The organism is Bradyrhizobium yuanmingense, assembly GCF_025200905.1.
GTDB classification, from domain to species: domain Bacteria; phylum Pseudomonadota; class Alphaproteobacteria; order Rhizobiales; family Xanthobacteraceae; genus Bradyrhizobium; species Bradyrhizobium yuanmingense.
This window is the reverse complement of the sequence record NZ_CP104173.1, coordinates 3,062,026-3,087,862: the sequence shown is the minus strand read 5'-3', so window position 1 is coordinate 3,087,862 and position 25,837 is coordinate 3,062,026. Positions and strand designations below refer to the sequence as shown.

At 64.6% G+C, this 25,837-nt stretch carries 31 protein-coding genes and 1 tRNA gene; 11 read left to right on the top strand and 21 right to left on the bottom strand.

Annotated features, from left to right (window positions below):
- Positions 1-34: 34 nt before the first annotated feature.
- Together N2605_RS14315 and N2605_RS14310 are read right to left on the bottom strand one after the other, a co-directional pair.
- Positions 35-781: an ABC transporter ATP-binding protein gene (locus tag N2605_RS14315; RefSeq protein ID WP_036022650.1), complete on the bottom strand. Its 747-nt coding sequence runs from the start codon at positions 779-781 to the stop codon at positions 35-37.
- Positions 774-1,529: an ABC transporter ATP-binding protein gene (locus N2605_RS14310; protein WP_018317619.1), complete on the bottom strand. Its 756-nt coding sequence runs from the start codon at positions 1,527-1,529 to the stop codon at positions 774-776. The genes N2605_RS14315 and N2605_RS14310 overlap by 8 nt, the downstream gene beginning before the upstream one ends.
- A 340-nt stretch (positions 1,530-1,869) precedes the next feature.
- On the opposite strand from N2605_RS14310, the gene N2605_RS14305 reads away from it, so the two are divergent.
- Positions 1,870-2,517, top strand: coding sequence for a hypothetical protein (locus N2605_RS14305; protein ID WP_167361655.1), 648 nt, complete (start codon positions 1,870-1,872; stop codon positions 2,515-2,517).
- A gap of 3 nt (positions 2,518-2,520) precedes the next feature.
- Here the strand turns inward: N2605_RS14305 and N2605_RS14300 are convergent, their stop codons facing one another.
- Positions 2,521-2,880, bottom strand: a complete 360-nt coding sequence (locus tag N2605_RS14300) for an ArsC family reductase (protein ID WP_036000881.1) — start codon at positions 2,878-2,880, stop codon at positions 2,521-2,523.
- A gap of 105 nt (positions 2,881-2,985) precedes the next feature.
- On the opposite strand from N2605_RS14300, the gene N2605_RS14295 reads away from it, so the two are divergent.
- Entirely contained in the window at positions 2,986-3,357 is a 372-nt protein-coding gene (locus tag N2605_RS14295) for a tRNA-binding protein (protein ID WP_057028941.1), read from the top strand.
- A gap of 13 nt (positions 3,358-3,370) precedes the next feature.
- Here the strand turns inward: N2605_RS14295 and N2605_RS14290 are convergent, their stop codons facing one another.
- Complete coding sequence (locus N2605_RS14290) at positions 3,371-4,102, bottom strand: glutathione S-transferase N-terminal domain-containing protein (RefSeq protein ID WP_036022638.1); 732 nt, start codon at positions 4,100-4,102, stop codon at positions 3,371-3,373.
- Between the two features lie 86 nt (positions 4,103-4,188).
- Positions 4,189-4,335 (bottom strand): hypothetical protein, encoded by a 147-nt coding sequence (locus N2605_RS14285; RefSeq protein ID WP_192893234.1) that lies wholly within the window; start codon positions 4,333-4,335, stop codon positions 4,189-4,191.
- Positions 4,336-4,501: 166 nt separating this feature from the next.
- Between N2605_RS14285 and N2605_RS14280 the strand changes: the two genes are divergently transcribed.
- Entirely contained in the window at positions 4,502-4,714 is a 213-nt protein-coding gene (locus N2605_RS14280; protein WP_157783966.1) for a hypothetical protein, read from the top strand.
- Positions 4,715-4,720: 6 nt separating this feature from the next.
- Here the strand turns inward: N2605_RS14280 and N2605_RS14275 are convergent, their stop codons facing one another.
- The gene (locus tag N2605_RS14275) at positions 4,721-5,392 is read right to left on the bottom strand and encodes a DUF429 domain-containing protein (RefSeq protein ID WP_036000909.1); all 672 of its coding nucleotides are present in this window, start codon (positions 5,390-5,392) and stop codon (positions 4,721-4,723) included.
- A gap of 942 nt (positions 5,393-6,334) precedes the next feature.
- On the opposite strand from N2605_RS14275, the gene N2605_RS14270 reads away from it, so the two are divergent.
- The 3 genes from N2605_RS14270 (at position 6,335) to N2605_RS14260 (ending at position 9,375) form a co-directional block, all read left to right on the top strand.
- Positions 6,335-6,490, top strand: a tRNA-Arg gene (locus N2605_RS14270).
- Between the two features lie 107 nt (positions 6,491-6,597).
- Positions 6,598-7,923 (top strand): TROVE domain-containing protein, encoded by a 1,326-nt coding sequence (locus tag N2605_RS14265; RefSeq protein WP_260347124.1) that lies wholly within the window; start codon positions 6,598-6,600, stop codon positions 7,921-7,923.
- 111 nt (positions 7,924-8,034) lie between these two features.
- On the top strand, positions 8,035-9,375 hold the full coding sequence (locus N2605_RS14260) for an RtcB family protein (RefSeq protein ID WP_036022627.1): 1,341 nt from the start codon (positions 8,035-8,037) through the stop codon (positions 9,373-9,375).
- A 71-nt stretch (positions 9,376-9,446) separates the two neighbouring features.
- Here the strand turns inward: N2605_RS14260 and N2605_RS14255 are convergent, their stop codons facing one another.
- The 6 genes from N2605_RS14255 to N2605_RS14230 form a co-directional block, all read right to left on the bottom strand.
- The gene (locus N2605_RS14255) at positions 9,447-9,968 is read right to left on the bottom strand and encodes an RNA polymerase sigma factor (RefSeq protein ID WP_225150983.1); all 522 of its coding nucleotides are present in this window, start codon (positions 9,966-9,968) and stop codon (positions 9,447-9,449) included.
- On the bottom strand, positions 9,965-10,174 hold the full coding sequence (locus N2605_RS14250) for a YgaP family membrane protein (RefSeq protein ID WP_225150985.1): 210 nt from the start codon (positions 10,172-10,174) through the stop codon (positions 9,965-9,967). Before N2605_RS14250 ends, N2605_RS14255 begins: the two co-directional genes overlap by 4 nt.
- A gap of 94 nt (positions 10,175-10,268) precedes the next feature.
- Positions 10,269-11,453 carry a serine hydrolase domain-containing protein gene (locus N2605_RS14245; protein WP_225150987.1) on the bottom strand — a complete coding sequence of 395 codons (1,185 nt, stop codon included), beginning with the start codon at positions 11,451-11,453 and terminating at the stop codon, positions 10,269-10,271.
- 73 nt (positions 11,454-11,526) lie between these two features.
- A complete protein-coding gene (locus N2605_RS14240) occupies positions 11,527-12,219 on the bottom strand; it encodes a GNAT family N-acetyltransferase (protein WP_225150989.1) in 693 nt (230 codons plus the stop codon).
- Positions 12,220-12,223: 4 nt separating this feature from the next.
- Positions 12,224-12,571 (bottom strand): Lin0512 family protein, encoded by a 348-nt coding sequence (locus N2605_RS14235; protein WP_225140228.1) that lies wholly within the window; start codon positions 12,569-12,571, stop codon positions 12,224-12,226.
- A gap of 213 nt (positions 12,572-12,784) precedes the next feature.
- The gene (locus tag N2605_RS14230; protein WP_225150991.1) at positions 12,785-14,440 is read right to left on the bottom strand and encodes an acetolactate synthase large subunit; all 1,656 of its coding nucleotides are present in this window, start codon (positions 14,438-14,440) and stop codon (positions 12,785-12,787) included.
- A 162-nt stretch (positions 14,441-14,602) separates the two neighbouring features.
- Here N2605_RS14230 and N2605_RS14225 point away from each other — a divergent pair, with 162 nt between their 5' ends.
- Positions 14,603-15,475: a bifunctional helix-turn-helix transcriptional regulator/GNAT family N-acetyltransferase gene (locus N2605_RS14225; RefSeq protein ID WP_260347123.1), complete on the top strand. Its 873-nt coding sequence runs from the start codon at positions 14,603-14,605 to the stop codon at positions 15,473-15,475.
- A 55-nt stretch (positions 15,476-15,530) separates the two neighbouring features.
- Positions 15,531-15,917, top strand: a complete 387-nt coding sequence (locus tag N2605_RS14220; RefSeq protein ID WP_109144036.1) for an ester cyclase — start codon at positions 15,531-15,533, stop codon at positions 15,915-15,917.
- Between the two features lie 21 nt (positions 15,918-15,938).
- Here N2605_RS14220 and N2605_RS14215 read toward each other — a convergent pair whose 3' ends face one another.
- The gene (locus tag N2605_RS14215) at positions 15,939-17,159 is read right to left on the bottom strand and encodes an MFS transporter (protein WP_225141568.1); all 1,221 of its coding nucleotides are present in this window, start codon (positions 17,157-17,159) and stop codon (positions 15,939-15,941) included.
- 1 nt (position 17,160) lies between these two features.
- Complete coding sequence (locus N2605_RS14210) at positions 17,161-17,502, bottom strand: hypothetical protein (RefSeq protein WP_260347122.1); 342 nt, start codon at positions 17,500-17,502, stop codon at positions 17,161-17,163.
- Here N2605_RS14210 and N2605_RS14205 point away from each other — a divergent pair.
- Complete coding sequence (locus N2605_RS14205; RefSeq protein ID WP_109144039.1) at positions 17,501-17,956, top strand: cupin domain-containing protein; 456 nt, start codon at positions 17,501-17,503, stop codon at positions 17,954-17,956. The two genes, N2605_RS14210 and N2605_RS14205, sit on opposite strands and share 2 nt — an antisense overlap.
- A 13-nt stretch (positions 17,957-17,969) precedes the next feature.
- Here N2605_RS14205 and N2605_RS14200 read toward each other — a convergent pair whose 3' ends face one another.
- A complete protein-coding gene (locus N2605_RS14200; RefSeq protein ID WP_109144040.1) occupies positions 17,970-18,545 on the bottom strand; it encodes a DUF308 domain-containing protein in 576 nt (191 codons plus the stop codon).
- A 77-nt stretch (positions 18,546-18,622) separates the two neighbouring features.
- Positions 18,623-19,207, bottom strand: coding sequence for a TetR/AcrR family transcriptional regulator (locus N2605_RS14195; RefSeq protein ID WP_036000944.1), 585 nt, complete (start codon positions 19,205-19,207; stop codon positions 18,623-18,625).
- Positions 19,208-19,287: 80 nt separating this feature from the next.
- On the opposite strand from N2605_RS14195, the gene N2605_RS14190 reads away from it, so the two are divergent.
- A complete protein-coding gene (locus N2605_RS14190; RefSeq protein WP_225140220.1) occupies positions 19,288-19,788 on the top strand; it encodes a peptide deformylase in 501 nt (166 codons plus the stop codon).
- Positions 19,789-19,951: 163 nt separating this feature from the next.
- Here N2605_RS14190 and N2605_RS14185 read toward each other — a convergent pair whose 3' ends face one another.
- Both N2605_RS14185 and N2605_RS14180 read right to left on the bottom strand, forming a co-directional pair.
- Positions 19,952-20,314 (bottom strand): ArsR/SmtB family transcription factor, encoded by a 363-nt coding sequence (locus N2605_RS14185; protein ID WP_057028929.1) that lies wholly within the window; start codon positions 20,312-20,314, stop codon positions 19,952-19,954.
- On the bottom strand, positions 20,314-20,976 hold the full coding sequence (locus N2605_RS14180) for an SRPBCC family protein (protein ID WP_260347121.1): 663 nt from the start codon (positions 20,974-20,976) through the stop codon (positions 20,314-20,316). Before N2605_RS14180 ends, N2605_RS14185 begins: the two co-directional genes overlap by 1 nt.
- A gap of 173 nt (positions 20,977-21,149) precedes the next feature.
- Here N2605_RS14180 and N2605_RS14175 point away from each other — a divergent pair, with 173 nt between their 5' ends.
- Entirely contained in the window at positions 21,150-21,500 is a 351-nt protein-coding gene (locus N2605_RS14175) for a cupin domain-containing protein (RefSeq protein ID WP_036022587.1), read from the top strand.
- Between the two features lie 160 nt (positions 21,501-21,660).
- On the opposite strand, the gene N2605_RS14170 is transcribed toward N2605_RS14175, so the two are convergent.
- The 3 genes from N2605_RS14170 to N2605_RS14160 form a co-directional block, all read right to left on the bottom strand.
- Positions 21,661-22,914, bottom strand: a complete 1,254-nt coding sequence (locus N2605_RS14170) for a serine hydrolase domain-containing protein (RefSeq protein ID WP_260347120.1) — start codon at positions 22,912-22,914, stop codon at positions 21,661-21,663.
- A 307-nt stretch (positions 22,915-23,221) separates the two neighbouring features.
- Complete coding sequence (cydB, locus tag N2605_RS14165) at positions 23,222-24,232, bottom strand: cytochrome d ubiquinol oxidase subunit II (protein WP_225151000.1); 1,011 nt, start codon at positions 24,230-24,232, stop codon at positions 23,222-23,224.
- Positions 24,229-25,674, bottom strand: coding sequence for a cytochrome ubiquinol oxidase subunit I (locus N2605_RS14160; protein ID WP_057028924.1), 1,446 nt, complete (start codon positions 25,672-25,674; stop codon positions 24,229-24,231). The genes cydB and N2605_RS14160 overlap by 4 nt, the downstream gene beginning before the upstream one ends.
- Positions 25,675-25,837 lie beyond the last annotated feature (163 nt).

Here is a 25,837-nt window from a genome sequence, read left to right as displayed (position 1 = left end):
TTGATAGTTACTCTCGATCGTCCGGCCTGCTCGGCTACACACCGAGATAGGTGTGGAGCTTGTCCATGTTGGCGGCAAGCTCCGAATTGGAAAACCCGTCAATGATCTTGCCGTGCTCGACTACGTAATAGCGGTCGGCGACGGTGGAAGCGAAGCGGAAGTTCTGCTCGACCAGGAGGATCGTGAAGCCCTCCTTCTTGAGCCGCGCAATGGTATGGCCGATCTGCTGGATGATGACGGGTGCAAGACCCTCGGTCGGCTCGTCCAGCATCAGGAAGCTCGCGCCGGTGCGTAGGATGCGCGCGATCGCCAGCATCTGCTGCTCGCCGCCCGACAGCTTGGTGCCCTGGCTGTTCAGCCGCTCCTTCAGGTTCGGGAACAGCTCGAAGATCTGGTCGAGCGGCAAACCGCCTTCGCGGACAACCGGCGGCAGCATCAAATTCTCGCGGACGTCGAGGCTGGAGAATATGCCCCGCTCTTCCGGACAGAAGGCGACGCCCATGCGCGCGATCTTGTCGGAGGTCGCGCGGATGATCTCCTGGTTGTTGAACTTCACCGAGCCGGTGCGCTTGCCGATGATGCCCATGATCGACTTCAGCGTCGTCGTCTTGCCGGCGCCGTTGCGCCCGAGCAGGGTGACGACCTCGCCCGCGTTCACGTCGAAGTTGATCCCGTGCAGGATGTGAGACTCGCCGTACCAGGCTTCCAAGTTGCGGACTTGCAGGATATTCCCGCCAGTCGCAGCCCTGGCCGGAGCCTCGGCGATCGCTGTATCAGGCATGACCGGCTCCCAGGTAAGCTTCCTTGACGCGCTCGTCCTTGGTGAGCTCGGAGTAGTGGCCTTGCGCGAGCACCTGCCCGCGCGTCAGCACGGTGATGATATCGGAGAGGTTGGCCACGACGCTTAAGTTATGCTCGACCATCAGGATGGTGTATTTCGCGGAGATGCGCTTGATCAGCGCCGCGATCTTGTCGATGTCCTCGTGGCCCATGCCGGCCATCGGCTCGTCGAGCAGCATCATCTCCGGGTCGAGCGCCAGCGTGGTCGCAATCTCAAGTGCACGCTTGCGCCCATAGGGCATCTCGACCGCCGGCGTGTTGGCAAACTCGTTGAGGCCGACATCGTTCAACAGCTCGCGCGCGCGGTCGTTGAAGCGGTTGAGCACCGACTTGGAGCGCCAGAAATCGAACGAAGAGCCATGCTGGCGCTGCAGCGCGACACGGACGTTCTCGAGCGCGGTGAGATGGGGAAACACCGCCGAAATCTGGAACGAACGGACCAGCCCCATGCGGGCCACATCCGCCGGCGCCATCGCGGTGATGTCCTGCCCTTTGTACAGGATTTTCCCGGCCGACGGCTTGAGGAACTTGGTCAGAAGATTGAAGCAGGTCGTCTTGCCGGCCCCGTTCGGGCCGATCAACGCATGAATGCTCCCACGGCGAACCTTGAGCGCAACGTCGCGGACGGCGAAGAAGCCCGCGAACTCCTTGGTCAAGCCTTCCGTTTCGAGAATGAACTCATCGGCCAAACAGTTTTCCCCCTGCCCGCGCGCGGCGCGTGGCTGTCCTTGTTGCTTCGGCTGTCCGGAGGACTTGCAGCCCACCGGGGCGCCGCCTCCGGGCGCGGAATATGCCGGAGGTGACGGGGGTTAGGCAAGGCGGAAAGCTGAGCAGGTCAGGCCTCCGGCCGGGGTACAAATGCTCCCTTAGTCGCAGAGGTCGATGTCGTGCCTGCCCGGCCTTTCCGGTTCGCAAGGCACCGGCCATCAAGCCGTCGTTAACGGTCTTTCGTCTCCCGCGCCAGCCTTCATCGAAAATTTTCCCGCAAGCCCGATCATCCCAGGGTTTTCACGCGCGGAGAATATTGTCTTGGATTTTGCAAGCGCCGCTCCCTCCGTCGTCAAGTCGATCCGCCAGCGTGATCTCCTCAACACGTGGCTGCGACTTTATGCGCGCCAGCAGATCGCTCCCGCGATCTGGGAGTATCAGCCCGCGCGGCTCGAGGAGGAGCTGTCGGATCTCATCTATTATACGGTGGAGCTTTCGACGCCGACGCCGCGTCTGGTCATCCAGAGCGAAGGCACGCGCATCTCGCGCGCCTATGGGCATACCGGCAAGGGCGTTTCGCTCGATGATTACGTCGGGCCGCGGCTCGCACCATACGTGATGCCGATCTATCATGAATGCGTCGCGCGCGGCCTTCCGATCTACAGCGTTGCCGACGTCGACGACGCCTATGGCCGAATCGTCGCGTATGAGCGGCTGCTGCTGCCGTTCCTGACCGACGGCAGGGTCAGCCACGTCATCGCGTCAGTAAAGACCTTCTGCGAGGACGGCGGCTTCGAGATCAAGAATCTGATGCGCGGAAATGACGCGCTGCCGCGCCCGAAGCTGCGGGCCGTGATCGATCGCGAGCTGTTTCATCGCGCCCCCGGCCGCATCGCACCCGCCGATCCGGTCGAGTTCTCGGACCAGCCGGGCCGCGCCATCTCCAACGAGATCATTGAGCTGAACTAGCCGTCAGCGCGCCTTGCCGCCGACCTCCTTGGCATAGATATCCGGCTTGAAGCCGACCAACAGCTTGCCGCCGATTTCGAGCACCGGCCGCTTGATCATCGATGGTTGCGCTAGCATCAAGGCCAGCGCCTTCTTCTCGGTGAGGCCTTCCTTGTCGGAGTCGGGCAGCTTCTTGAAGGTCGTCCCGGCGCGATTGAGCAGGGTCTCCCAACCGACCTTGTCGCTCCACTGCTTCAGCCTGTCCTTCTCGACACCCGCCGCCTTGTAGTCGTGAAACGCGTAAGCCACGCCATGGCCATCGAGCCAGGCGCGGGCCTTCTTCATGGTGTCGCAGTTCTTGATGCCGTAGATGATGGTGGGCAAGACGGTCCTCGCGCATGGCGTAGCGGTGATGTGCGTGGCGTTGTACGAAACTCCGCGTCGCGCGACAATGTCGCGAGACGCGTCACCCCACCGAACGGACATCCCATGCACGTCACCCACGATCCCGCAGCGGCGGCCGCACCGACCATCGACTTCGACACATTCCTCGCGGTCGACGTCCGTGTCGGCACCATCGTCGACGCCAAACCGTTTCCGGAAGCGCGCAAGCCGGCCTGGCGGCTGTGGATCGATTTCGGCCCCGCCATCGGCGTGCGCAAGAGCTCGGCCCAGATCACCGAAAACCACCCGCTTGAAAGTCTCGTGGGCCAACAGGTCGCGGCCGTCGTCAATTTCCCGCCGCGCCAGATCGGCCCGGTCGTCTCCGAGGTGCTGACGCTCGGCTTCCCCGATGCCGACGGCAAGGTGGTGCTGGTGCAGCCGAGCAAGCCGGTGCCGAACGGCGGACGGCTGTTCTAGCCTCAGGGCCTTGTCAGGGCCTTGCCGGAATGTTCAATCCGCGCTGCACCGCGGGACGCGCGAGGCCGCGTTCGAGCCAGGCGCCGACCGCCTTGAACTGGGCGAATTCGACGAGATCGCCGGCGCCATAAAAGCCGATGAGATTGCGCACCCAGCCGAGCATGGAGATGTCGGCAATGGTGTAGTCGTCATCCATGAACCATTGCCGGCCGGCCAGATGCGTATCCATCACGCCGAGCAGGCGCTTGGCTTCGGCGACGTAGCGGTCACGAGGCCGCTTGTCCTCGTAATCCTTGCCGGCGAATTTGTGGAAGAAGCCGACCTGACCGAACATCGGCCCGACGCTGCCCATCTGGAAGTGCAGCCACTGCAGCGTCTGATAACGCCGCGCGGCATCCTGCGGCAGCAGCTTGCCGGTCTTCTCCGCGAGATATTGCAGGATCGCCCCGGACTCGAACAGCGCCAATGGTTTCCTGTCGCGGGGACCGTTGGGATCGAGGATCGCCGGAATCTTACCGTTGGGATTGAGCGAGAGGAATTCGGGCGTCTTCTGGTCGTCCTTGCCGAAGTCGACCAGATGCGCTTCGTAAGGAAGCTCGATCTCCTCCAGCATGATCGAAACCTTGACGCCGTTCGGCGTCGGCAGCGAATAGAGCTGAAGTAATTCCGGATGCTTGGGTGGCCAGCGCCTGGTGATCGGAAAGACTGACAGACGGTCCCAGTTGGGGACAGGAATGGAGGACATATCGGACATCGGGACTCTGGGTGCATGGACTGAGGCGTGCTCAATCTAGGCAAGGTACCGCACCGCGCAAGTCACTTCCGGCTGTGCTAGGGCGGCAGTGTCGCCATCGCCACGAACGGGGGCATTGCTTCATACTGCAGCCGAGACTCGATGAACCGTTGACCCGTGATCAGCAGCAGGGCCGTAAAGGCAACCGCGAGCATCGCGGTCGCCAATTGGCACACGTCGTACATTGTATTGTATATCCCTCGACAGCCTCTGGCGTAGAACGTCGGCTCAGGCGCCACGTTCCAGGCGACGACAAAATATTGCTATTTTTTCCCGATCTCGCTGCGACGGCATCGCTCTGTTCCGGCGGCTCTCAAAGGGACCAATGGCCCCCTCGCGCGTTGTCGCTTAATGAACATCGAGAAACGCGCCCTGCTCGACCACGCCGAACGCTGTCGCCGCGTCGCGAACGATCTCACGCACAGCAAAGCGGCGCAGCGGTTGCGGGCGATGGCCGAGGAGTACGAAGCGAGAGCAACAAGACTGGACGACGAAGACGTCCGCTCGACTCCAAGCCGCAATAGTCGCTGCCGGCTGGAAGGTAAAGGCGAGCGGCGGGGCTGATCGCCTTCAGAAGTTGATCTCCATCCGTAGTCCGCGCGGATCGATCCTGCCGTCACCAACGGATTGCGTGCTGTCGCGCGCTGCGACAGCGCAGGCACAGGCGTCGATGAGATCGTCGCGACCGATCCCGGTGCCGTGGCGAAGCGTGAGCCATCTCTTGACCTCAGTGAAGCCGCGGCCTCTCAAAAGCGCGATACGCTGCTCGCGGCCCCGCGGCGAGGACTTCGGTTCGAGCCGCACGCGTCCTGCCAGATTCCAGAAGATCAATTCCGGATGCGCTTCGCCGATCGTCGCCTGCCGCGCCGGCGTCATGGCCTCGTCGACCTCCCTCATCTTGTCCCTGATATTCCAGAGCTGCGCCGACACGCCCCTGCCCTCGCCTTCGTGCTTCCAGTAATGGCGATTGGCCGCCGCCATGTCGTGGAACGCCCAGAGGTCGCGGCGCGCGCCGAGAAACACGGCTGGGCCGATCAGTTCGCGTGCGCGCAAATCGCAGGCGCGGTAGCCGCTCGCGTTCAGTCCGATCGGCATGTCGATCATCGCGCGGGCGTGCGGGATTGCGAGCAGACGCATCAGGCTTGGCGAATAATCGAAGCCTTGATCGCCGCGCTCGTCGATCCACGCTGCGACCCAGCCGAAGCGAAATCCGTCGAGCCCCAGATAGTTTTTGCAAGTCATGCGTCCGTCAATTTCAGTTTCCTCGCGCGTCTCGCTTGACATCCGCAAGTTGCGGGCGTATGTCCCGCGCCCTCGCAAGCACTTCCGTTTGCGACAGACACCATGAACCGAGCGATGTCGTACCGCTACGAAAGAACTGTCCGCATACCGAATAGCCCAAAGCTGTTCGATTGCGCATGCCCGGCTCATGGGAGCGATCTTGCCTGACCGCGAGATCGACAGTCCGCTTCTCACGGACCCTCCTGAGCCTGCCGCTCCGGAGGGTTTTTTGTTGCCCGCCGCGCGGCCCCACCGAACATCCCGGCAATGGCCGGAACGAGAGACCCGGATCTCGGGGCTCGCGCTGGAGAGGCGCGTGCCCAAGTGCGCGGGGCCTGCCGGAGGGAACGAGGCGATGAGCCGGACACCGATGGCAGAGCGAACCCAGTGGGTTCGCAATGTGCGGCGCGTCGACAGCGCCGCGATCGAATTTTTCTAACTCGGTTTGCCGTGAGGGATCGCGGCTCAACCGACGCTGGTGGTGAAGATGTCGGATACTTCTCCACACGGCACAGCGGGTATGCCTCCCGCCTTTGACACACGCACCGGGATGCGGCCTCGGAAAAGGCTTGCACGCGGCCCGGCGCAGGATCTATCCGTTGGGGACAGAGACTGTGTTGTTGTCACTGAAAGCCGATATCGCCCGTTCCCCAGCGTACCCATCAATGGCCGATGCGAAAGCACTGGCCTGGCGGTGGTGAAGATGTCTGTTACTTCGTGGTAAAGGCGGGAAAGCGCCGAGCAGGTTCGAACCCTGCGCGCCGAAAGGCGGATCGCCCGCAAGGGCAGCAACAGCATCGATCGTTCCCCGCCAACCCCATCACGATCCGTGGTGAAGATTTCTGTTACTTCGCCTGCAACGCGAGAGGTCGCGGGTTCGAATCCCGCCCGGTGTCCCATGCACCGGTAGCTCAGAGGATAGAGCGCTTTCCGGCGAGCTTCGGCTCGTCGGGTACAGCAATCGCCCGTTCCCGGATCGTGTCCCCTAGCCACCGCCGGTGGTGAGGAGCGCTGTTACTTCGGATCGCAATGTCGAAGGTTCGACTCCTTCCGGACGAAAGTCCGTAGCTCAGCGGTTGAGCATGTGACTTGCCCGCAAGGGCAGTACAGCCTCGCCTGTTCCCCGGCACCGTTTCCATCGCCCATCAACCCAAGAGGAGGCCATCATGGTCAGGCTCAACAAGATCGTTCGCGCCTTCACGCGGGAGGGCGCACGCGCAATTCGCTTCACGCCCGAGATGGAGCTGAAGCGCGCGCTGATGAACTGCCTCCTGTGGGAGGACCAGTTCTACGAGGATGGCGTCGCCATCGCCGACCGCATCAAGGCCCTCGTGCCCAAGGTCGCGCCCGCGCGCGTCGCGCAGCTTGCGATCGAGGCGCGCGAAGTGATGAAGCTGCGGCACGCACCGCTCCTCGTCATCCGCGAGATGGCGCGGAACGAGAAGCACCGCACCCTCGTTGCCGACACGCTCGCCCAGGTGATCCAGCGTCCCGACGAGATGACGGAGCTGCTCGCGATCTACTGGGCGGATGCGCTGGGGCCGATGCAGCAGCGCAAGCGCCAGCCGGTCTCGGCACAGGTGAAGAAGGGTCTTGCCCGCGCGCTGACCAAGTTCGACGCCTATCAGCTCGCCAAGTGGGACCGCGACGGCGCGGTGCGGATCAGGGACGTTCTGTTCCTGGTGCACGCCAAGCCGAAAGACGCCGATCAGGCGAAGGTGTGGAAGCAGCTCGTCGATGGCGAGCTCGCCTCCCCCGACACCTGGGAGGTTTCGCTCTCGGCCGGCAAGAACAAGCGCGAGACCTTCGAGCGGCTGATCGCCGAGCGAAAGCTCGGCGGCCTGGCGCTACTGCGCAATCTGCGCCTGATGCAGAACGCGCAGGTCCTGCGCGAGACCATCGCAGGCGCGATCGAGGCGATGCGGACGGATCGTATCCTGCCCTATCGCTTCATCACGGCGGCGCGCTATGCGCCGGACTTCGAGCCCGAGCTCGAGGCTGCGATGCTCAAGTCGATCAAGGACCATGTGCGGCTTCCGGGCCGCACCCGGCTCCTGATCGACGTGTCCGGCTCGATGTTCGCAACGCTCTCCGCGCAGTCGGAAATGACGCGCGCGGAGGCGGCGTGTGGCCTTGCCATTCTCGCCCGCGAGATCTGCGACGAGGTCGAGATCTTCACCTTCTCCAACGAGGTCGTGAAGGTCCCTCCCCGCCGCGGTTTCGCGCTGCGGGATGCGATCATCAACTCGCAGCCGCATGGCGGAACCTATCTCGGCAAGGCGGTGACGGAGATCGACTGCAAGGGCGATCGCCTCATCGTCTTCACCGACGAGCAGAGCCACGACCAGGTGCCCGAGCCGAGGGCGCGCGGCACCATGGTCAACGTGGCCTCGTATCAGCACGGCGTCGGTCACGGCGCCTGGACCCGCGTCAACGGCTTCTCCGAGGCCGTGGTCGCGTGGATCGCGGCGTCCGAGACGGCGTTGACCTGATGCGCAACAACAATGGCCCCGGACGCGAGATGCGCCCGGGGCCAACGAAATCTCTGAAATGATCCGCCCGCCCCCGTTATGGTGCGCGCGGAATGACAAGGATCTACGACCATGCGACGACCCGATCCCTACATGGAACGCGCCCGCGAGCTCTGCCTCGCCGCCGGTGTCGATCCCGACTCGCGCGTCGGCGAAGGCCGCGGCCAGCCGGCCTGGTGCCTGTACAAGGACGCAGCGCGCAAGGAGCATCTTGCCCGCGAGGCCAATGCGACCGCGAGCTCGATTGCCGCGTTCCGGACGCAGGACGCCCGCTTCCAGAATGCGCCGCTGAAGGTGTTCGGCCCGCATGAGGAGGCGACGATCGCGCAGATGCGCAATTGCATGGCCATCGGCAATGTCGTCTCCGGCGTGATCTGCGCCGACGGCCATCTCGGCTATGCGCAGCCGGTCGGCGGGGTGATCGCCTATGAGAAGCAGATCAGCATCTCCGGCGTCGGCTTCGACATTGGCTGCGGCAACATGGCGGCTCGGCTCGACACGCGCTTCGACGACATCGCGGGGATCGCTCCCACGATCATCCGCGACGTCGCCAAGGTGATCTCGTTCGGCGTCGGACGTGCCAACGCGGAACGGGCCGAGCACGACCTGTTCGACGACGGCGAGGCCTGGCGCGAAAGCGACATGGAGGACTACCGTCAGAAGGCGGTGAAGCAGCTCGGCACGGTCGGATCGGGCAACCACTATGTCGACCTCATGCGCGACGAGGAAGGCTTCGTCTGGATCGGCGTCCACTTCGGCAGCCGCGGTCTCGGGCACACCTCCGCGACGCGCTACCTCAAGGCCGCCGGCGGCAAGGACGGCATGAACGTCCCGCCCGCCGTCGTCGACGAGGACAGCGAGCTCGGCCGCCGCTACATCGCGGCGATGCAGCTCGCCGGGCGCTATGCCTATGCGGGCCGCGAATGGGTCGTCGAGCGCGTCCGCCAGATCATCGGCGGCAGCGTGACCGAGAGCGTGCACAACCACCACAATTATGCCTGGCGTGAGACCCACGACGGCAAGGATCTGTGGGTGGTGCGCAAGGGCGCGACGCCGGCGTTTCCCGGCCAGAAGGGGTTCGTCGGCGGCTCGATGGGCGACGACGCCGTCATCCTCGAAGGCGTCGACAGCCCGGAAGCCAAGGCCTCGCTCTACTCGACCGTGCACGGCGCCGGCCGCCTGTTCGGACGACGTGAGGCGAAGCGGCGCTTCTCGCGCGAGGAGATGGACCGTTGGCTGAACGAGCGCGGCGTCACCTTGATCGGTGCCGACCTCGACGAGAGCCCGATGGCCTATCGCCGCCTGCCGGACGTGCTGGCCCAGCACGCCGGCACCGTGCGCGTGCTGCACACGCTGCGGCCGTTCGCCGTCGCCATGGCCGGCGAAGGCGAGTTCGATCCGTGGAAGGACTAAAGCGAACCGCGGGCGGGAGGCGACGTCTCCCGCCCACGTCACTCCATTCTTTTCCTTAATCCGGTCGTCTCTCATCTCGTCAGATATTCGCGCATCAACGCGCGGGCGCGACGCAGCCGCGCCTTCACGGTCTGCCTGCTCGCGCCGAGCGCGGCGGCAATCTCTTCGATCGTCATCTCCTTGACGTCGCGCATCAGCGCGACATCGCGATAGTGCGGCGGCAGCGCCTCGAACGCCGCGGCGACGTCGAGCCGCAGATCGGCCTCAGGGCGCAACAGCAGTGCGGCCTCCGCCTCGGCGCCATCGACCGCCGGCACAAGGCCGGCCCGGCGCGCGAGCCGCAGGCATTCGCGCCGGACCACGCTGAACAGCCAGGCCGACAATGCCAGCAGCGAACGGATCGTGCCGACGTGACGGAACAGGATCCAGAGCGCCTCCTGCGTCGCATCCTCCGCGTCCGCCGAGCTGCGGCAGGTCGCGCGCGCATAGCGACGAATATCCGGCTGCGTCGTCTCGAGCAGACGCGCAATCGCCTCGGCATCGCCGAGCCGCGCGGCCTCGAACAGATTTGGCGAGATCGCCGCCGCGCTCACGACATCCCTCCCTTGCCGATGCCTGCCATCGCGCACATCGGACAATAACCGACGAGACCGGTCAGTGCGAAACCGGCGCCACCGAGCGCGACCAGCCATGCCGTCGCGCCGGCAAGATAAACGAACGCCGCAGCCGCCACCGCAATCCCCAGGACGACCCGCACCACCTGATGCAGTCCGCCGATGTTCTTTCGATAGAATCCCATCACATCCTCCGATATGGGCCGAGACCGATTGCCTCGACCAACAAGAGGACGCGACGGCCAAAAAGGATTCGCGCTGACGGAAGATTTTTTGCGATCAGGCTCCGACCGCCTGATAGGCCAGGCGCTTGAACTCGAAGAAGAACGGATTCCAGAAGCCCATATAGCGCTGGGCCATCAGCACGCCCGCCGTATTGGCTTCCGGACAGATCCACCAATGGGTCCCGGCCAGGCCGCCCCATTGGAATTCACCGGTCGAGTTCGGCGGATCGAACGGTGTCGGCGCGAAGGTGACGGCGCCGCCGAGGCCAAAGCCCTTGCCGGGAATCGGGCCGAGATTGGCAAAGCGGATGGTCTGGCCTGCGGGCAGCTGGTTCGTCATCATCTGCCGCAGCGTTTCCGGCTTCAGCAACGCATCGGACCCGGGCAGCAGCGCACACACCAGCGCGAGCATGTCTGGCAAGGTCGAGACCAGACCGCCGCCGCCCGAGAGCCGCGGCAGCGGCCGCCGATAGGCTTGCGGGTAAGGCAAATGGTCGGCCCGCGTGAGGCCGGGCTTCATGGGGTCGAGCACGTCGGCGCCGTTGTAGAGCGCGACCAGCCTGCCCTGCTGTGTCTCGGGGACATAAAAGCCGGTGTCGGTCATGCCGAGGGAATCGAAGATGCGCGCCTTCAGGAAGGCGTCGAGCGGCTGGCCCGAGACGACCTCGACCACACGGCCGAGCACGTCGGTCGCCACGGAATATTCCCAGGCCGTGCCAGGGTGATAGGACAGCGGCAGGTCGGCGAGCCTGTCGATCATGTCGCTGAGCGGCGTTAGCGGATTGAGCACGCGCGCCTCGTTGTAACCCTTGAACAGCACCGTGCCGGGATCGAAGATGCCGTAGCTGAGGCCGGAGGTGTGGGTCAGGAGCTGGCGGATCGTGATCGGGCTCTTCGCCGGCTCGACATCGGCAAGGCTCGAAGCGTTCTGCTTCAGCACCTTGCGATTGCCGAGCTGCGGCAGGAATTTTTCGACTGCGTCATCGAGGCCGATGCGGCCTTGCTCGACCAGCAGCATGATCGCGCAGGTGACGAAGATCTTGGTGTTGGAGAACGCCCGGAAGATATGATCGGGCCGCAGCGCAGTGTTGGCCTCTCGGTCGGCAAAGCCCACGCATTGCTGATCGACCACCTCGCGGCCGCGCAGCACGGCCCAGGATACGCCGGGAATGATCTCCTGATCGACGTAGCGCTGCATCGCCGTCCGTACGGCGGAAAAATCAGTCGTTCTGGCGTCCATGTGCTCCCCCCCCCGATTTGTGGTTGGAATCGATATAGCGCGATTTCTCAGGATATGAAGCCCACGGTGCAGCTCATCCCTGCTTCATCAGCACGGTGACCTGCAGCCGCCGCCGAATCCGCATGCCCTGCCGCTGGTACAGCGCGATGGCAGACGTATTGCTCGCGAACACGTGCAGGAACGGAATTTCGCCGCGCGCCTCGATCTGGCGCGCGATGGCGGCGAGCAACGCCTGTGCGTAACCGCGACCGCGATGATCGGGATGCACGCAGACCGCCGTCATCTCGGTGAAATTGCCCGGCTTCATCCGCTCGCCGGCCATGGCGACCAGCTCGCCGCGTGCACGGATGCCGAGGAATGTGCCGAGCTCGTGCGTCCGCGCCGCAAACGGCCCGGGCTTGGTCAGCTCGGTCAGCGCCATCATGGCGGGAACGTCAGTCGCGCCGAGGCGGACGATCTCGGCATCGCGCAGCGAAGTGTCGGCGGGCGAGCCGATCAACTGCTCGCCGGGCTCCGCGAGCAGCACCTTGAAGCCGGCGCAAATTTCGACGGGCTCGGGCGTGAACAGCACCGCGACTTGCGAGCCCGACATGAGATCGCCGAGCGCCGCAAAACTTGCCGCGGACATGTCCGCCATATCGGCAAACGGCGTCATGTCCACGGGATAGCGCAGAGCCCGCGGGCCGCCCTCGGCCAGATGCTTCTGGCTCGTCGTCAACGCGCTCCAGATCGGGCGATCCAGCAGCGCCTCATCGCTCGCGGACATCGGCCTAATCCTTGTCGAAGCTGACGATGACGGCGGCATTGGCGATCAGGATGGGATCGTTGGCCACTTCCGTGGCCGAGGGGATCTCCAGCCCGCCCTTGACCGCGGTGACGGTCACGGTGCCGTAAGGCAGCTCCTTGGCGACGGCTTCCTTGTCGACGGTTTCTGGATTCGGCACGCCGATCGTGACGTCCACGAACATGTCGTTCGCGGTCTTGCCGATCATCCGGAAGAAGCCGAGGCTGGAATGCCTGATGGCATCGGAGACCGCTCGCTTGGCCGCCTTGGTGGCGTCCCTGCCGTGGACGTCGACGCCCATGCCCATCTCGGTGACACAACGAACGCGAGGCATGCTTTATTCCTGTGGCTGGTTGGGTAGTGGAGAGTTTCGACGATCGGCACGCCCAACACAAGTGTGGTTGTCATGTTGAACCGAGACGTGCGCCACAGGCTCCGTCATTGCGAGCGCAGCGAAGCAATCCAGAATCTTTCGGCGGCGACAGTCTGGATTGCTTCGTCGCAAGGGCTCCTCGCAATGACGAACGGTGAGAGCGTTGCACAAAATTCACGCCTTCGCCTTCTCGTGCGCCCGCAGTTCGTCCACCAGCACCCGCACGTTCTCCGAATAATCGATCGGGACCACGACCAGATGCACGCCGCCTTCCCTGAAGGCGGCATCGAGCGTCGTGCCGAAGCTGTCGATGCTTTCGATGCGATGACCCTTGGCGCCATAAGCCTTGGCGTATAGTGCAAAATCCGGATTGCCAAACGTCATGCCGTAATCGGCAAAGCGGTCGACGGCCTGCTTCCAGCGGATCATGCCGTAGGCCTTGTCCTCCAGCACCAGCACGACCAGGTTGAGCTTGAGGCGGACCGCCGTCTCCATCTCCTGGCTGTTCATCATGAAGCCGCCGTCGCCGGCAACCGCAAGCACGCGGCGGCCGGGATAGAGCATCGCGGCCATCATCGCCGACGGCAGGCCGGCGCCCATGGTCGCCAGCGCATTGTCGAGCAGCAGCGTGTTGGCGACGCGGGTGCGGTAGTTGCGCGCAAACCAGATCTTGTACATGCCGTTGTCGAGGGCGACGATGCCGTTCTCCGGAATCACCTGGCGGATGTCGTGCACGATGCGCTGCGGCGTCGGCGGCCAGCGCGCTTCGGTGGCGCGGTCGGCGATGTGCTTCAGTATCTCTTCGCGCAGCGGCAGCAGCGCCGCGGCCTGCGGCAGCTTGCCTTCGAGGCGATCCGCCAGCAGCTCCAGGCTCGGGCCAACATCCCCGACGACCTCGGCATCCGGGAAATAGACCTGCTCGACGCTTGCCGGCGTGTAGCTGACGTGAATGACCTTTGGCCCTGACGGCCCCATGATGAATGGCGGTTTCTCGATCGGGTCGTGACCGATCGCAACGATCAGGTCGGCAGCGTCAATGGCATCATGCACATAGTCGCGCTCGGACAAGGCGGCAGTGCCCATGTAGAGATTGGTGCCGCCGGGCACGGTCCCCTTGCCCATCTGCGTCGTGAAGAACGGCATGCCTGTCCGCCGCACGAAGCTTGCGATGCCGTGTGTCGACCGCGGCCGGCTGGTCGCCGCGCCCATCATCACCAGCGGGCGCTTGGCGGCCATGATCATCTCGGCGGCGCGGTCGAGCGCGGCGCGATGGGCGACCGGGATTTCGATCGGATGGACCGGGATCACGGGGACCGCAGGCACCTCGTCCCCGGCAACGTCCTCGGGCAGTTCGAGATGCACCGGCCCGGGCCGCTCCTCCATCGCGACGCGAAAGGCGTCGCGCACCACGGTCGGGATACTGGAGGCGCTGACGATCTGCCGCGACAGTTTCGTGAGCGGCTTCATGGTCGCCACCACGTCCACGATCTGAAAGCGGGCCTGCCGGCTGCTCATGATCGGCTTCTGGCCGGTGATCAGGATCATCGGCATGGCACCGAGATGCGCATAGGCGGCGCCCGTCGACAGATTGAGAGCACCCGGGCCGAGCGTCGACAGACAAACGCCGGGCTTGCCGGTCAGCCGCCCGTGCGTTGCGGCCATGAAGGCCGCGGCCTGCTCGTGGCGGGTCAGGATCAGCTCGATCCTCGAAGCACGCAGCGATTCGACCAGATCGAGATTCTCTTCGCCGGGGATGCCGAAGATGCGGTCAACACCCTCATTCTCCAACGCCGCGACAAACAGGTCCGATCCCTTCGCTTTGCGTTCCATCCCGCCCAATGCCGCCTCCGCTCGTTGTGAATTCAGACTCCCCGAGCGGCCGCATGGTAACGGCTCGCGACACGGGAACAACTCACAAAGAGGCGCGCAACTGCAACTCGATCAGCTCTCGCTCGATTGACAAGCCGAGATATCTGACTAAAGTCAGATATCATGCTCGATCCCGTCTCCCGCGTTCGCCGCTTCAACCGCGCCGTCACCTCTGCGGTCGGAGCGCTCGATACGTCGTTTCTCGGGCGCGGCCGGCCGCTGGGTGCCGCGCGCGTGCTCAATGCGATCGGGCACGGGCGATCGGACGTGGCGGAGATCCGCGACTATCTCGGTCTCGATTCCGGGCTGATGAGCCGGCTGCTCCGCAGCCTCGAGGACGAGGGGCTGATCGAGACCGCCGCACGCGAGGACGATGCGCGGCGGCGCATGGCAACGCTCACACGGGCGGGCCGGCGCGAGTTCGCAGCCTACGAGGCGCTGTCCAAGGCGCAGGCCGAAGGCCTCCTCGCGCAACATTCGCAACGCGAGGCGTTGCTGGCGGCGATGGACCTGATCGCCTCCGCGCTGACGCGCGAGCGCGTCGCGCTGGAGGAGACGGATCCGCGCTGCGAGCAAGCGCGCTACTGCCTCGGCGAGTACTATGCCGAGCTCGGCCGCCGCTTCAGCCAGGGCTTTGAGGTCTCGCTGTCACGCGACCCCGACGCCAAGGACATGCGCCGGCCGCGCGGCACATTCCTCGTTGCGATGTCGGACACGCTGCCGATCGGCTGCGTCGGCTTGAAGGGCACCGATCACGGCTACGCCGAGATCAAGCGGCTGTGGGTCGCGCCCGCCGCGCGCGGGCTGCGGCTCGGCCGCCGCCTGATGGATGCGGCCGAGAGCGCCGCGCGCGAGCTCGGCATCGCGCTGCTGCGGCTCGACACCAACAGCGCACTGCCCGAAGCCGGTCAGCTCTATCGCAGCACGGGCTGGCGCGAGATCCCGCGGTTCAACGACGATCCCTATCCGGACCTCTTCTTCGAAAAGCGCCTCTGACGCTGGACCGGTTCGCGGTCCTCGCGCGTTGGTCGAGGCCGTGGGAGCTTCGATAATGATGAGAGACGACCTCGCCGACATCTACCGCGCCTACATCGCTTGCCTGAATCGGCGGGATTGGCCGGCACTCGGACAATTCGTGCATGAGGAGGCCACCCACAACGCGCGGCCCCTTGGGCTTGCGGGCTATCGCGCGATGCTGGAACGGGATGTTCGGGAGATCCCCGATCTGCAGTTCCATATCGAGATGCTGATCTCCGATCCTCCCCGCATCGCCGCCCGATTGAAGTTTGACTGCACACCGGTCGGGACATTCGTTGGTCTTGCGGTCAACGGGCGGCGCGTGTCCTTCTGCGAAAACGTCTTCTACGAATTTCTCGACGGCAAGATCCGGCAGGTCTGGTCGGTGATCGACAAGGCCGCGATCGAGGCGCAGCTCTGACGCCACGCCTCGATCTCGAATTCACGCCGCCGCGGGCGCCACCTCGCCTTGCGGCTTTGCGAAGGGGCGGAACGTCATCGCCATCAGGAAGGCCCCTAAGCCCATCGCCCAGGAGGCGATGTAGAGCCAGGCATAGCTGGAGAAGGCATCGTAGATCAGGCCGCCGGCGAGCGGGCCGGTCGCCATGCCGAGGCTGCCTGCCATCGCCGTGCCGCCGATCACCGTGCCCATCATCTTGAGCGGGAAGTTCTCGCGGATCAGAACGGCATAGAGTGGCATAGTGCCGGCATAGATGAAGCCGAAGATCGCGCCGACCGCATAGAACGTCGTCAGCTGTTGCGCGAAGACATAGGCGAGCGCGCCGAAGGCCTGCAGCAGCAGGCCCGAGACCAGCACGCGCTTGGCGCCGAAGCGGTCGCCCATCAGGCCGAAGGCGATGCGCCCGCCGAGGCCGGCAAATCCCTCGATGCTGTAGATCGTCACCGCTGCGACCAGCGGGATGCCGCAACTCACGGCATAGCTGACGGTGTGGATGATCGGGCCGGAATGCGTCGCGCAGCAGAAGAAGTTGGTGGCGAGGAGGATCAGGAATTGCGGCGAGCGCAACGCCTCGCCCATCGACATCTCGTTTTGTCCGGCGGTTTCGCCGGCGGGCGCGGCCGGACCTTGCGCGAGCGCCGGAGGACGGCGCACCAGGAACGAGACCGGGATCATGATGGCGCCGACCACGAGCGCGATGATCTGCATCGAGGTGCGCCAGTCGTGGCCGGAGACGAGCCAGGCCGCCAGCGGCGACATCGTCATCGGCGCCATGCCCATGCCGGCCGAGACCAGCGACACGGCGAGGCCGCGATTGGTGTCGAACCAGCCCGTGACGGTCGCCATCATGGGCGCGAAGATCGCCGCGCAGGCGGCGCCGACCAGCAGGCCGAACACGATCTGGAACACGAGAAGCGAGGTGGCGTGGCTCGCCGCAAACAGGCTGAGCGTCAGCACGACCGATCCCGTCACCACCACCGGCAGCGGCCCGAACCGGTCGGACAGCGTGCCCCAAGCCATGCTGGTGAAGGCCATCGCCAGAAAGCCGATCGTCATCGCGCTGGAGATGCCGGTCACCGACCAGCCGGTGTCCTTGGTGATCGGCTGCAGGAACACCGGCAGCGAAAACATGCCGCCGATCGCGACGCAGCCAAGCACGCCGCCGGCGGCGACGATCACCCAGCGATAGTTGGACGAAGTCATTTCAGTCTCCCGTCAGGTCTGTCTCGCGTGGAAGACGAATGGGAACTGAGCCCGCCGACAGGCCGACGTCATTTTTGCCGCACGCTTTCGTGAGCGGCCAGCAAAACTCGAAAAACAACCCCATGCACAGTAGCGGCGCCAGCGGGATCAATGACTTACCTACCAGGAACGACAGCTCAGCGGCTCCCTGTCCTCGCGCGACATCATCACAGATCGGTTTGACACGTCGGGCAAAACAGCCGCAGAATGACAGCATCCCACACATAGTGATCTGGTCCGCGATGTTCATCGTGATGATGCTTCGCGCCGCCGGTCTGTTGGTGGATTGCAGGGAGTCCCACATGCCAAAGATCGACGTCGCCGCCGTGCCGGCCCGCAAGGGCTCCGGCTATCCGGCGCCTTTCAATGCGCCTTGCGCCGAGCGCATTCGCAAGCGGCTCGGCGATGCCGGAGGCTTGTCGGATTTCGGCGTCAATCTGATGCGCCTGCCGCCGGGCACCTGGTCGAGCCAGCGGCACTGGCATTCGCACGAGGACGAGTTCGTCTACATTCTCGAAGGCGAGGTGACGCTGATCGAGGATGGCGGCGAAACCGTGCTGCACGCCGGCGATTGCGCCGCCTTCCCCAAGGCCAGCGGCAACGGCCATCACATGATCAACAGGTCGAGCGTGACGGCGGTCTATCTCGAGATCGGCTCACGCTCGCCAGCCGACCTCATCACCTGCTCCGACATCGACATGATGAGCCCGGCATCGGACGGCCGCTTCCTGCACAAGGACGGCACGCCCTATCCGTAAGTGACATTGCGGCTCACAGGGCCGCACTACGGCGCCAGTCGTCGACCGTGAGCCAGACGGCCGAGACCAGGAAGTAGATCGCGCCGACGGCGGCATAGCCCGCGACATTCGCAATCGACGGCACCGCAGGCGTCGCGGCCTGGAAGATGAAGAAGCCGCCCGCCAGGGCCGACTGGCCACCGCTGAGCACCATGGCCCATTGCGCGCCGAGACGCTTCCAGCGCCGCACGGCCGTGCCGAGCTGGAGCAGTCCGGACAGGATCGCCCAGGCTCCGAAGATTCCGAGCACCCAGTTCATGCTGACCTGCAAGGCCAGGATGACCGCAATGGTGGTGGCGAGGCTGACCAGCACGTTCAGGCCCTGCGTGCGGTTCTGGTTCAAGCCACCGCTCCAGAGCGCGTCGAGATAATTGGCGGCAGCGTCCCAGGCCGGATAGGCAACGAGCAACGTCGCTGCGATCACTGCCGATGACGGCGCGATCGCGAGGGCCGCAATGACCCAAGCGACGGAAAACGCGGCACGCATGAAGTAGTACCGTTTCAGCCATTCCGCCTGGTCGGCGCCCAATGCCATCTCGCTGGTTCTCATTTTCTGCTCCTTACCTACTAGTTGGTAGTTTACGTACGACGCCGAAGCACCGCCCTGCCCGGCCTGTGCCGATCTCGTCAGTGCCTGGTGGAAAGCCGCTCCAGCAGCGGCCGGGTGATTGTCCCGAAGATTTTTGGATCGCCATAGGCCCGCGCCGACAGCATCGCGCCGTGAACGGTTGCCATGAATCCCTCCGCCTCGGCCCGCGCGGTGCCGGAGAGATGGAGCCGGCCTTGCCGCTTGCCGCGCTCCATCACCGAAGCCAGCCACGACGACACGGAGCGGAAATGCGCGCGGACTTCGAGCGCCACTTCCTCGGGCAGAATCGGAAGCTCACTGGCAAGGAGCGCGCAGACGCAGAAGGGAGCCGTCGCATCCTTGATGCACGCCTCCCAATAGGCGATGTAGCTTTTGAGCTGCTCGGCGGGGTCGGCGACATTGCGCTCGAGCGCCGACAGCCCTGCCTGGGCCTCCTCGCGATAGCGCGACACCAGGGTGCGGACCAGATCGACCTTGCTGGCAAAGTGGTGGTGGATGCTCGGCTTGCGGATGCCGACGACATCGGCGATGTCGGCGTAACTGAAGCCGTTGTAGCCGCCCGCGATGATCAGCGTACGGGCGCAGCCAAGAATGTCGTCGGCGGTCGAGGAAGCGGTACTCATGGCGCTTAGCTACCTTTCAGTAGGTAGGCGGTCAAGCGAGGATGCTTCAATGATCCGTGAGTGAGTGGTAGGAGCCCTGCATGACCATCCGCCCGATCGTGCGCTATCCCGACCGCCGGCTCGCGCTGCCGGCCCGCGCCGTCACCGCGTTCGACGATTCCTTGCGCGAGCTCGCGCAGGATCTGCTCGACACAATGCGCGCCGCGCCCGGCATCGGCATCACCGCGCCGCATATCGGCGTGCCCTTGCGCGTCGTGGTGCTGGAGCTCGACGCGAAGGACGGCCCGCAGACCTACGTCAATCCGGAGATCACATGGGTCTCGCCGGAGATGATCATGCACCGCGAAGGCAGCGTCTCGATGCCGGGGATCAACGACGAGGTGCAGCGACACGCGCGGGTGCGGATCAGCTATCGGGATCTGGACGGCAACATGCACACCGAGGAGTCCGAAGCCCTGCGAGCTGTCTGCCATCAGCACGAGATCGACCAGCTCGACGGCATGTTCTGGATTCAGCGGCTGTCGCGGCTGAAGCGGGAGCGGCTGGTGAAGAAGTTCGAGAAGATGTCGCGGAATTCGTAGGGTGGATTAGCGCAGCGTAATCCACCTGAGTACGACAAAATGAGAGAGATGGTGGATTACGCCGCCCGCTGCGCTTCGCGGCGGCCTGCTAATCCACCCTACGCTACTGCCTGTGTGGGACACCCCGGATTACGCTGCGCTCCATCCAGGCTACGGAGCCCGATTACGCCCTCTTCCCTGTCCGCTTGATGATCGGCGCCTTGCGACGCTCGCGCTTGCCGCGCGCGATCTCGGTGGCGAGCGCGTCCAGCTTCGGCTCCCAGAAAATCCTGAACTGGCCGACCCAGGCATCGACCGCTTGCAGCCCGGCGGCGTCGACCGAATAGAGGCGCCTTTGCGCCTCCGCCCGGACGCTCGCAAAGCCGCTCTCGCGCAGCACCTTGAGGTGCTGCGAGACGGCCGCCTGGGTGATGCCGAACTCGGCCCCGATGACTTCGACGACCTCGCCGGACGCCATCTCCTTGAGGCCGAGCAGCTCGAGGATGCGGCGGCGCACGGGATCGGCGAGAACCTCGAAGGCGTGCATCAGCTTCCGGTGCCGGGATGAACGATGTCGGGCGGCATCTCGCCGCGATAGAATGCGATGGTGCGGTCCGAGCGCTGCTTCGCCTCGTCAGGATCGACCCCGCTTGCGACATGCGCCGCACGCCAATATTCGCCGCTCGTCGTCATGAAGTCCTTGCCCTCGGGCGAGATCATCCACGCCTCCGCCGTTTCATGATCGACCGATGCCCCGGTCGCAAGATATCGCTCAAGTCCCGCAAGCGCGAGGTCCCAACCGATACCGACCGCACCCGGACCGAACTGATTCCAATGATCCTCGATGATCGCGGTGTGCTCAAGCGTCAGGCGCGCCTGGCTCCGCTCGGCTTTCAGGCTGACGTCGATCCAGCTCGTGGCGCCGCCGAATTCCCAGGTTGCGGCGAAATGGGTGGGCGGCGTGCAGGACGTGATGGTGCCGCCGGCATTGCCCTTGACCTGGTAGCGTCCGCCGAGCCGGAGGTCGCCCTCGACCGGCGCAAACCAGCGCGGGATCCGCTCCCTGCTGGTCACGGCGTCCCAGAGATCGTCGACGCTGGTGTCGTAGAGCCGCGTTAGCGTCACCGCGCTAGCCGGCTTGCCGTCTCTCTCCAAGCTCCTCACCGAGCGCGTCACAAGCCCCAAGACCCTGGCGACGTCGATCTGCATTTTCGGTTCTCCCTGTGGTTCATCCGCCGAACAAATATCGATCGCGACTAATATAAGTCAATACTTATATTGCGCGACGTTCCGCTGCGTCAAACCGCCCGCGAGGCGGAACCAAACAACGGCCACGGCGTCTATCGGTGCCCTCCCCCAGCCCCACAAGACGGAATGACCTCATGAAAGTTCGCAAATTCGCCATCGCCGACGCCTCGCTCGAGCGCTCACCGGGACAGGACGGCGATATCTTCGTCGCCAACTTGGTCGACCAGCGCCACGGCGGACCTATCACGATCGGCTTCGGCCGCTACGCGCCGAACCAAAATCTCAAGGAGACGATGAAGGTCGACGATGTCATGATCGTCCTCGAAGGGAAGCTGTCGGTCACGAGCGACGGCAGCACCGTGACCGCGGGGCCCGGCGAGATCGTCCATATGCCGAAGGGCGAGACGGTCACGATCCGCTCGCACGAGCAAGGCGCCGTCACCGCCTATGTCACCTATCCGCATTGGCAGGAGGCGCATGAGTGAGGCACGAGCTGCGACGCCCTACCCGCCGGGCATCAGCGCCTTCGCCGGCTCGTAGGGCGGATTAGCCGAAGGCGTAATCCGCCATTGCCGACACGGCGCGGCGAGAGATGGTGGATTACGCCGGCGGGCTGCGCTTCGCGCAACCGCAGGCTAATCCACCTTACCCGCCCGTCACTAGCGCCTTCGCCAGCGCCATATAGGCCGGCAGCGTCACGGGATCGTTGGCGGCGTTACCCGCCATCGGATGCGAGGCGTAGCGTGCGATCACCATCTCGGCCTTGGGATCGATGTAGATGCCCTGGCCGTAGACGCCGCGCGCCATGTAGGCGCCGTGCTCATTGTGCGTGATCCACCATTGATTGCGGTAGGAGGCGCCCGGCAGTGTGGTGTAGCCGGCCGGCTTGAATTTTTCGGGATCGCCGCCGCGCGCGATGTCCTCGACCACCTGCGACGGCACGATCTGGCGGCCGTTGAAGCGGCCGTGGTTGCGCATGGTCTCGCCGAAGCGGGCGAGATCGCGCAACGTGGTGGAGAGGCCGCCGCCGCTCTCGGTGCCGATGCGATCGACGTGATAATGCGCATCCTCCTCCGCGCCCATCGGCTGCCAGATCCGCTCCGACAAGAGATCGGACAGCGTCAGCCCGCTGGCACGCCGGCAGATCCACGCCAGCACGTCGGTGTTGACGGTCTTGTAGGCAAAGGCCTTGCCGTGCTCGCCTTGCTTCTTCTGCGCGATGAGGAAATCGAAGATGGTGGTGGGGCCGTCATAGCCCGGGGGGATCGGCGCCATGCCGTTGGCGCGCCGCAGGCCCCACACGTCGGAATTCTTGTCGGTGTAGATTTCGGTGTAGGCGAGCCCCGTGGTCATATCCATGACCTCGTGCACACGCGCATCGCCGAACGCGCTTGGCTTCAGCTCCGGCACATAGTCCGTGACGGGCGCCTGCGGGTCGATCCTGCCCTCGGCGACCAGAATCCCCGCGAGCACGCCGGTGAACGACTTCGTCACGGACATCGCGATATGCGGCTTGTGCGGCTTCAACGCGCCGAAATAGCGCTCATAGATCAGCCTGCCCCGATGCAGCACCGCGATGCCGTCGGTGTAGGTCTCCTCCAGCATCTTCTCGAAGGTCATGGGACGCCCGTCCATCGTGGTCGAGGCGACCGCGCCGATGTCATGCTCCGCGCGCGGCAGCACCGATGCCGGCCCCGCCCCGCGCCAGACGTTCACGGTCGGCACCAGCTGGCGGATGTTGCTCCAGGCCCAGCGAAGCTCGGGGAAGCTGCGGAAAGAGCCGTCCTGGAAGGTGATGAGGCGGTCGGGGGATGGCGGGAAGCCGCGCATATAGCCGAGGGTTTCGGGGTCGGTTTCAGCGGCAGCAGGCGGCTGGCTGGCGGCAGTCGCGACGGACATTAAGCGGGCTCCTTGGAGACGATGCGGATGTCGTATCACGGGAGCAGAGATCGGGCATCCGACGTTTGTGCCGGGGAGCTACGCACAGTCGGGATGACGTGGCCAAGCATGGCACGCGAGGGGCTCGCAGCGCCGCACTATGCCGAAAGAGGAGTGGCAGCCTGCCGATCCTGCCCGCTCCGGATTCCTCATCCCGCCTTGAGCAACCACCGGATCGGCAATGCGACCACGAAGAGCGTGGTGACACCTGCAGCCCACAGCGTCACGAACCATAGCAGCTGCTTCCAGGTCCGCGATGCGCGCAGCATCAGTGATACCCCTCGCCGTGCCGCACCTTGCCGCGGAAGATCCAATAGACGTAGCCGGTATAGACAAGGATCACCGGTACCAGCACCGCCGCGCCAACGAGCAGGAATAACTGGCTGCTGGGATGCGTGGCTGCCTGCCAGATCGTAATCGAGGGCGGCACGATCATCGGCCACATGCTAATGCCCAGCCCGGCATAGGAAAGCAGGAAAAAGCCCAGTGCGCACAGGAACGGCATCCCATCCTCGCCCTTTGCGAGCGCGCGATGAAAGCGCCATGCCAACAGGGCCAGAAGGATCGGCACAGGCGCTGCGTAAAGCATGTTCGGCAGCGTCAGCCATCGCTCCCGAAACGCAGGGCTTTGGATGACCATCATCAGTGATATGAGGCCGATGAAGCCGAGTGTCGCAAATCCGAGAACGCGTGCGTAGTTGCGGCAGCGTGCCTGAAGCGCGCCGTCGGTCTTCCATATCAGCCAGCACGCGCCGAGCAGGCCGTAGCCGACGACAAGGGCAACACCGGTCAAAACCGAGAAAGGTGTCAGCCAGTCCCACCACCCGCCGGCGTAAGCACGCCCCTCCACGCGGATGCCCTGCACGATGGCACCAAGGCAAACGCCCTGGAGCAATGCGGCCGCAAAGCTGCCCCACGAGAAGGCGCGGTCCCACCATATTTCACCAGCCGACGTCCGCGCTCGAAACCGCATTTCGAAGGCTACTCCGCGGAACACCAGCGCCAGCAGCATCAGAATGAGCGGCATGTAAAGCGCAGGAAAAATCGTCGCGTAGGCCAGTGGAAACACGGCGAACAATCCGCCGCCACCGAGGACGAGCCAGGTTTCGTTGCCGTCCCAGACCGGTGCCACCGAGTTGACCATGACATCGCGATCGGGCCTCGCCACCTCGGCCGGAAACAGGATGCCGACGCCGAGGTCGAAGCCGTCCATCACAACGTAGAGCAGCACGGCCGTGGCGATCAGCAGCGCCCAAATCAATGTGAGGTCGATGCTCATGGCCGGATCCCCGCTTGCCGCGGCTCTGCTCTGTGCGTGTCTGACCCTGCTATCAAGGCTGGCGCCGGCGTGATGCCGGCCGTGCGGACCGGCTGGCCTTGTGGCGGTCCGTGCTCGCCGGCTTCAGGGGTCTGGCGGAAGAGGTGAAACAGATAAGCAATCCCCGCGCCGAAAACGACAAAGTACACGACAACGAATGCCGCCAGAGACGCGGCCACCGCCGGCGCTGCGATCGGCGCCACGCTATCGGCGGTCCTCAGCAGTCCATAAACCGTGAATGGCTGGCGTCCCGCCTCCGTCACCGTCCATCCGGCCGTCACAGCGATCAGCCCCGACGGCCCCATGGCCACGGCAAAGCGGTGCAGCCATGGCGTGTCGTACAGAGCGTCGCGCCAACGCAGAACGAGCGAGGCCATGCCGAGCACGATCATCAGAATCCCCAAGCCGACCATGATGCGGAACGCCCAGAAGACGAGCGGAATGTTGGTCGGCCAGGTGTCTTTCGGGAAAGCCTTGAGCCCCTTGACCTCTCCATCAAGGCTATGCGTGAGATAGAGGCTCGCAAAGCCAGGAATGGCAATTTGGCCGCGCGTCACCCCGGCTTCGGCGTCCGGCATTCCGAACAGGATGGAAGGCGCGCGGCGCTCGGTCTCGAAGTGACCCTCCATGGCGGCGACCTTGGTGGGCTGGTGGTGATACGAATTCACCCCATGCAGATCGCCGATCAGAAGCTGTAGCGGGGCCACGATCGCGGCCATCCACATCGCCATTGAGAACATGATGCGAGCGCGTTCGTTCATCCTGTTCCGCAGCAGGTGCCAGGCGCCCACGGCTCCCACGATCATCGCGGTGGTCAGGTAAGCCGCGGTGACCGTATGGGCGAACCGATAGGGGAACGACGGATTGAAGATGATCGCCGGCCAGCTCTCGGGGATGAATTGGCCGTCCGCTCCCATCGCGTGTCCAGCCGGCGTCTGCATCCAGGAATTTGCGGCTAGAATCCAGAAGGCCGAAAGCAAGGTGCCGCCCGCGACGAAACAGGTCGCGACGAAATGCAGGCGCGGGCCAACGCGTCCCAGGCCGAAGAGCATGACTCCAAGGAAGCCGGCCTCGAGAAAGAATGCCGTCAGCACCTCGTAGCCGAGGAGCGGCCCGAGCACCGGGGATGTCTTGTCGGCAAACACCGACCAGTTCGTGCCGAACTGGTATGACATGACCAAGCCCGACACCACGCCCATGGCGAAAGCGACGGCGAAAATCTTAAGCCAATAGCGGTAGGTATCGAGATAGGCGCCGCGGCCCGTCCACAGCCACAGCCCTTCGAGCACGGCAAGATAGCTCGCCAGTCCGATGGTGAAGGCCGGAAACAGGAAATGCCAGACCACCGTGAAGGCAAACTGGAAGCGCGCGAGATCCAACGCGCTGGGTAATAAGTCGGACATAGCTCCGCCCCCGACATCAAGTGCGGCCCGCAGCTAACGCTTTCAACCTACGCTTGTTCCAGCTGCCTCGAACATCCGATGTCGAGGGTTTTAAGCATTCTCTGCGGGCGCTGTCCTTGAAGGCTATCCTCGGCACATTACCATCTCAATATGCCGGAATGTC